Genomic DNA, 6,659 nt, shown 5'->3' with positions numbered 1-6,659 from the left:
TTTTGTCACACTTGAACCTGGTAATTGAAATTTATCTCGCCAGGAATACAAGGTGGATAGGTTTATGTTTTCCTGGGCTGAAAACGTTCTTAATGATAACCCACTTTCAAGCCACTTCTTAACAATGGCTTCTTTAAACTCTTTTGAATAATGCTTCACTCATATTCTCTTACCGCCTCCTATTCAATTATTAAAAATTAACAGAGGCGACAACTATCCTGACACAGGGGGGTAATTCCAGGGTTAAAAGCCTCATAAGGTCAATGCTTAAGTTAAACCTTATTAGTCAAGTTTGCAGCGTGCATTGGTTATCCAGGTCCAATGCTTATAGCTGGTTTCTCTTTTGGTTCTATTTGTGTGTCTATAACACCAAACACTCGTGTCCCTCACTTGTCCCTAACTTTGTTGCAGGCTGCACAGTAATATTATTTCCAATTCAACGAGTAGACGAAAAAGTTTATTCGTAATAAGAACCGAGCACTAATCTGAAATAAAAGGAAGTAAACATGGCAAACCTGGAATACGTAACAAGCAATAAATTAACAATAGAAGCAGATGCGCAAAAAAGAAAAAGTCGTAAAGGGGTTATGATCGTCGGCCTGATATTAGCGCTAGGTGCCTTGTTTTTACACCCAGTAGCGGCAGCCATAGTCATGGTTTTTGCTCTGATTTCTTGGGGCTCCCAAAACGGCAGTCAAACTCTTAGAGCTGGAGCAGTTGGTGAAGACATAACCATGAATGTGTTAAGCCATTTACCTGACTCATACACGATTTATAACCAAGTGGACCTACCGAACGAAAAGTCACGAACGGGCTTTAACGAGGCTGATATTATTGTAATGGGGCCCGATACAGTTTTTGTGATTGAAGTGAAACACAATAACGGCTCAATTTATGGAACAGAAGGTGATAAAGATTGGCATGTACAAAAGGTAGGTCGAGGCGGTACGCCTTATTCTAAAACGATGCGTAACCCAATCGCACAAGTTAAGAAGCTCGTTTGGTTACTTTCTGATGATTTGAAGAAAAAGAACGGCCGAGCGTGGGTTCAAGGTGTGGTTGTATTCTCGAACCAAGATTCTTCTGTACGAGTTAGACATTCAGGGAATGTGCCAGTGCTTAATTTAAGCGAGTTAAATAGGTATATCCTGTCTTACCAAGCTAAATCACGGATTGTGAACCACTGCAGTGTTGAAAGCACACTAAAGGATTTAAAAGCCGCCTAGATGAAAGTAAGTTCATCGGTTCAAAAATTATATGGAGATTAAAAAATGATTGATGTTGTTCGAATAATGTTGGTATTTCTACCAATTGCGATATTAATAGGACTTGTGCCCTTTTTATTCCTAAAGATCGCAAAGAATGCAAGTACTGATAGGTATGACTCGTCTGGCCTAAGCAAAGAAATTGCTAAGTCAGCGGTCTCGCGCAGATTTTCTTGTAAGGATGAACCTTTACTGTATAAATGTTTTGGGCATCCGAATAGAACATTAGCTTTACGTTATGGGATATTAAATCAGTCTAAATTAAGTGGAGAGGTCCGTGAAAACGATACGATTCGTCTTCTAAAAATGGGATATGTTGATGGGTTTGAGGGTAGAGGGCATTATTGGGCTGAACTTGTCGACTTTAATAATGCAAAAGTTAGGGTCGTTATCGAAGACGGTGCAGACTTTGTAAATACTTTCTATCCCGCCAGTGATCGAGAGTGGTTTGAAAAGTATAAGGCTTTGGAGCAGATTCTAAAGAATGCAGAGGCTTTCACACTGAAGGAGTTAGCAAAGTATCATTTAGACCTAGTCGTTGTTCCTCGGCTGCTTAACAATAAAAAGGAAATAATTGATAGTCAGAAAGAGGTGTCAAAATGCAATTAGCAGAACTGATCACCGATATTCTTGTGATACTTTTTACCTCTAGTATTACCGCGCTGGTAGTTAGAAATTATTACATTAAAACGATATCCGAAGGCGAGGAAGCTTATCGAGAACTTTATGAATATGCTCAGCATATGGAATCTCAGATTAACTGTCCGTCTAATGTCCCTAACTGACATAGCTCTTAACTCGTAAGATTATCTCAAGCGTTACGACATACGCGATACAACCTACTTGGCTTGTAAGGTATTTGAAAACTATGGCGGTAGGTTAGAGCTTCATTACTATAAAGAACACGGTTATTTAACATGGATATCAAGACAACTAGCACGCACGAAACCTTAAAGAAGTATTTCGGATACGATTCTTTTCGCTTAAATCAAGAAGACGTCATAAATCGTACGCTCAACCATGAATCTAGTTTAGTAATTATGCCAACGGGTGGCGGTAAGTCTATTTGTTATCAGCTGCCGGCCATACTTTTAGAAGGTTTAACAATAGTCATATCTCCACTTATTGCACTTATGCAAGACCAAGTCTCTTCTCTAAAGGAGAATGGAATTAAAGCAGAAGCTTTGAATAGTTCATGTAGCGAGGCTGATATCCAAATTATTCAAGAGCGTGTAGCTTACGGTGATATCAAATTACTATATGTGTCACCAGAAAAGGCACTTACCTGGGGATTTATGCAATGGATTCAATCTATCAAGGTCGATCAGATTGCGATAGACGAGGCGCATTGTGTCTCGGTGTGGGGAAATGACTTTAGACCTGAGTACACGCAACTTAGCCAATTAATAAGATTATTCCCAAATATTCCTGTTGTGGCTTTAACTGCGACAGCTGATGCGGCCACGCAAAAAGATATTAAAATCCAGCTTGGCATTTACGAAGCAAAAACATTCTTATCTAGTTTTGAACGTAAGAACATAGAAATTGATGTGTTGCCTGCGAAAAAGCGTATAGAGACAATTAAGAAGTTTGTGAAAGCACGAGAGGGGAAAGCGGGTATTGTTTACTGTCTTAGCAAAAAGAACACTGAACAAGTCGCGGCGAAGTTGCAACAAGAAGGGATTGCTGCTGCTTATTACCACGGGGGAATGGGAAGCGGAGAAAGAGCTCGCGTTCAAGATCAGTTTATTAAGGATGAGATACAGATTATTTGCGCGACGATAGCATTTGGTATGGGTATCGACAAACCGAATATTCGTTGGGTTATTCATCACAATCTGCCAAAGAATATTGAAAGCTACTATCAAGAGATTGGTAGAGCTGGCCGCGATGGTGAAGCTGCAGAAGCTCTATTGTTCGCAGGGTATAATGATATGACAACACTCAATAAGTTTGTTGATGATATACCCAATCAGTCACATCGAAACGTTCAACGTTCAAAACTAGATCGCATGTGGGAATTCACGCAGACCTCTAGCTGCCGCACAAACTTTGTTCTTAATTACTTTGGTGAATATAAAGAGGCACATTGTGGCCATTGTGATCACTGCTTAAACCCTCCAACAACTTTCGATGGGTCTTTGATTGCACAAAAAGCAATTTCTGCGTGCCTTAGACTAAATCGTCTAGGAAAGTCAGTTGGGGCTAATATGCTTGTTGATGTTTTGCGTGGATCGAAGCGTCGTGAGCTTGTTGAAGAAGGATTTAATCAAATTAAGACATATGGCGCTGGCGCTGACTTGTCTTGGAAAGATTGGATTCAATATATCACCCAGTTGATAGATCGAGGATACCTCGGTATTGATTTCTCTAATAGAAATGTACTGCAGCTCACAAGCCTGTCTAATGATGTCTTGAAGGGGGAAACTAAAGTATTACTGTCTAGGCTCGCTGATCCAAAGGCGAAGAAAGTAGTAGAGCAAGTTGCTATGGATGCAGACTTATCTAAAGAGCAAATCACTTTGCTCGAGAAACTCAAAGAGCTACGCAACAAGATTGCAAAGGAGGCTGATTTACCTGCTTACACGATTTTCAACAATGCGTCTTTGAAAGACATGGCTATTAATATGCCTTCCTCGAAGGACGATTTTAGTAGTATAAGCGGCGTCGGAGAGAGCAAATTAGAAAAATATAGTGATGTATTCGTGAAGATGATTGCTGAATATATTTCGGCTAATGGAATTACTAAGCCTCAGAAACTTTCGAAAGTTGTGAAAAACGCTCCAAAGAAAAAGTTAAAGAAAAAACTAGATAAGAAATTTGTTGATAGAGATCTTTCTGAACACGAGATGGTTTTACTAGAAGAGTTAAAGGGCTTGAGGTATAAAATCTCTACTGAGATGTCTCTCCCTGCTTTTACCGTGTTTTCGAATGCAGACTTGCAGCAGATCGTTTTGCAATTGCCAAAAACATCAGCTGACCTGATAAATATCAAAGGTATTGGGCAGCTTAAAGTTGATAAATTTGCTGATAGTTTTTTGCCTGTCGTGATCAAGTTCGAAACTGAAGGGAAGGAATTTGCACCCGAATACACGCGAATACATACCACAAAACAAAATAATTCTAGTGAGTTTACTGTCCCTAGTTTGACCGCTACTAATATTGAGACCTTAGATCTATACAAACAAGGCAAAACGATCACAGAAATTGCTGAAGCGCGTGAACTAAATGTGTCAACGATCAAAAGTCATCTTTTTCGCTTAGCTCTTCATGGCGAAGATGTAGAGTTATCCAGCCTCACTTCAGAAGATCAGAAAGAAAGGGTTCTAACAGTATGGAATGAGCTTGGTAGGCCAGATGGTTTGAAAGAGATATACGAAGGCTGCGAGCAGCAAATTGATTACCCTGAAATTAGGTATGCAATTAGCTTGGCCTTGCTTGAAGAGCAGGTAGCTTAATTCTTACGACTAAGATAGGTTTTATGGACTGTTTTTGAGTTGTTGTAAGGTCTTTATCGCGTTGAAGTTCAGGTCGTATTTTTGATAAAGCGCTATTAACGCCCACATATAATTTTTACTTGAGTGGTCTTTGATAGCCGTATCTAAAGATGCCTTTTCACTGAGAAAAGCTCTTTCACAATTTGATGATAACGGCGATAGTTTGAAAGAACCACCCGAACTCTCGATCACTATATCAGTTATGTTTGGCGCGCTTGTGGAGCCTTCGACTGTGGCGCATGATTTGGCAATTAGGCCCGATAAAGCAGAGTTTTTGCTCACAGATTCATTTAGGTTCTGATACTTGGAGTAGCTTGGGATACTAACTGATTCTAGGTTTAGAAGAGACGCCAAGGATTCTATATTTTGGTTACTGATTTGAACTCTGCAAAGCTCGAATTGTTCTGTCGTACAGGTGTTAATGTCTGAATCATTTCTAGTCGAGATCGAAGCTGTAGGGCGGTTTTGTATGGTATATAGCGAAGATAGTTTATTCTCAACAATTTGCTTTTCCTTTACTGGGTTAGTTGAGGAAGTAATTAGATAAGATCCAGACGGTAGTTTGTTCCAGTTTTTTTCGTCTAGATCAAAAATCGTTACAGAGCCTTCTACGTACAACTTACTTCGATTATATATAAACTGGCCTTTGCTTATAGGGTTACAGTTAGCGTGTTGGATTACGCATGTACTGCCATTTAGATCGATAATTATGGCTGCCGCCTTATTGTCATCGGTATTGCTGTGGGCTGTGATTGCGAGAAAGCTCAACACTATAGAAGATATTAAATTAGAGAATCCCTTGCTCATTTGGAACCATATAATTGAAGATAAATACATAGCGCTTAATAGTACAAGAGTACAGACTACTTTTCTTCAGTTTGTCGTGAATTTCAAGAGCGCGTTTAAGTTTTCGGTAGTTATGTGCATAGTGATTCTATGATGCGAAATGATTGTGCATGGAGTCACAAAAATATCGTTAGAAATGGATAGAATACGCCCAAATTTTATTTAAAGTTTTGAAGGTTCAAAAGGATGTAACTTATGAAGTACGGCTTGTCGTTAGTATATATATTTTGTATTACCGTATTAATTGGGTGTGCATCGTCGCAGCCTAAAATGTCGCCGGTCTTGAGAAACGCTTTTATTCAGGCTCAAACGGAATTTGCGATAGGAGACAATAGTAAGGCCATAGACCTCTGGAAGGTTGCCGAAAATATTGCTATGACTGAGTCAAAAGATAGCGAAAGCGACAGTGTTTTCAGTGCAAGAGCCAACTTAATTAAAGCATATTTAAGAGCGGGATCTCTGGCAGAAGCAGAAGAAGTTGTTAAAGGAAGTGAGCGTCTATCCTCCATCATGCCTAAATTGAAACAAGAATTCTATTTAGAAGGAGGTGAATCGCAAGAGGAAGGAGAATACGATAGAGAATACAAGCAAATCTCTCCCTATTTACCGAGAGCTAATCAATCTAAAGCTAACTTGTTCAATGTCACAGCTAAAGAAAAGGTTGGACAGTTTTATCTAAAACATGGCCAATATGAAAAGGCTGATCGATATTTGAGCCCAGCATTTGACTTCATTAGTAACTTTTTTGTTCAAAGTGCTAATGCAAATAATGGATTTTCCCAGGTGGTAACTGCGTTATCTGCTATGGGGAATGCATCCAGTAAAAAGGATTCCAATGAGAATTTGGGGTTAGCGCTTGGTGTGGTCAAGCAGAAACTTGGCAAGATAGATGAGCTAGAGCATGTTTTTGCAGCGGCGCATGAAATAAGTTGTGATATTTCAACAAGGGTTGACCCTAAAGCTCATGATGTTCCAGAAGAAGGTGTGTTCGCCGGATGTATGCGCACGCTTTATCACTATGCAAACCTTTTTGCAGCGAGTGGTAAACATG

General features: G+C 39.6%; 6 protein-coding genes. 5 read left to right on the top strand and 1 reads right to left on the bottom strand.

The window, feature by feature from the left end; translation table 11 throughout:
- Window positions 1-159, bottom strand: a 159-nt coding sequence (locus A3766_RS32620) for a transposase (RefSeq protein ID WP_156497649.1), incomplete at its 3' end; no start/stop codon positions are given.
- 347 nt (window positions 160-506) lie between these two features.
- Here A3766_RS32620 and A3766_RS08010 point away from each other — a divergent pair.
- From A3766_RS08010 to A3766_RS07980, 5 genes are all read left to right on the top strand, one after another.
- On the top strand, window positions 507-1,226 hold the full coding sequence (locus A3766_RS08010; protein WP_068513207.1) for a nuclease-related domain-containing protein: 720 nt from the start codon (window positions 507-509) through the stop codon (window positions 1,224-1,226).
- Window positions 1,227-1,271: 45 nt separating this feature from the next.
- A complete protein-coding gene (locus A3766_RS08005; RefSeq protein ID WP_068513210.1) occupies window positions 1,272-1,874 on the top strand; it encodes a hypothetical protein in 603 nt (200 codons plus the stop codon).
- Window positions 1,865-2,050, top strand: a complete 186-nt coding sequence (locus A3766_RS08000; RefSeq protein ID WP_068513214.1) for a hypothetical protein — start codon at window positions 1,865-1,867, stop codon at window positions 2,048-2,050. Before A3766_RS08005 ends, A3766_RS08000 begins: the two co-directional genes overlap by 10 nt.
- A gap of 132 nt (window positions 2,051-2,182) precedes the next feature.
- Window positions 2,183-4,723, top strand: a complete 2,541-nt coding sequence (gene recQ, locus A3766_RS07995) for a DNA helicase RecQ (RefSeq protein WP_068513218.1) — start codon at window positions 2,183-2,185, stop codon at window positions 4,721-4,723.
- 1,080 nt (window positions 4,724-5,803) lie between these two features.
- A partial coding sequence (locus A3766_RS07980; protein ID WP_156508776.1) for a hypothetical protein occupies window positions 5,804-6,659 on the top strand: 856 nt, incomplete at its 3' end.

This window comes from Oleiphilus sp. HI0132, from assembly GCF_001635845.1.
This window is presented reverse-complemented; position numbering and strand designations above follow the sequence as displayed.

Coding starts and splice junctions, on each gene's coding strand:
- A3766_RS08010 (WP_068513207.1), top strand. CDS start 507: ATGGCAAACCTGGAATACGTAACAAGCAATAAATTAACAATAGAAGCA.
- A3766_RS08005 (WP_068513210.1), top strand. CDS start 1,272: ATGATTGATGTTGTTCGAATAATGTTGGTATTTCTACCAATTGCGATA.
- A3766_RS08000 (WP_068513214.1), top strand. CDS start 1,865: ATGCAATTAGCAGAACTGATCACCGATATTCTTGTGATACTTTTTACC.
- recQ (WP_068513218.1), top strand. CDS start 2,183: ATGGATATCAAGACAACTAGCACGCACGAAACCTTAAAGAAGTATTTC.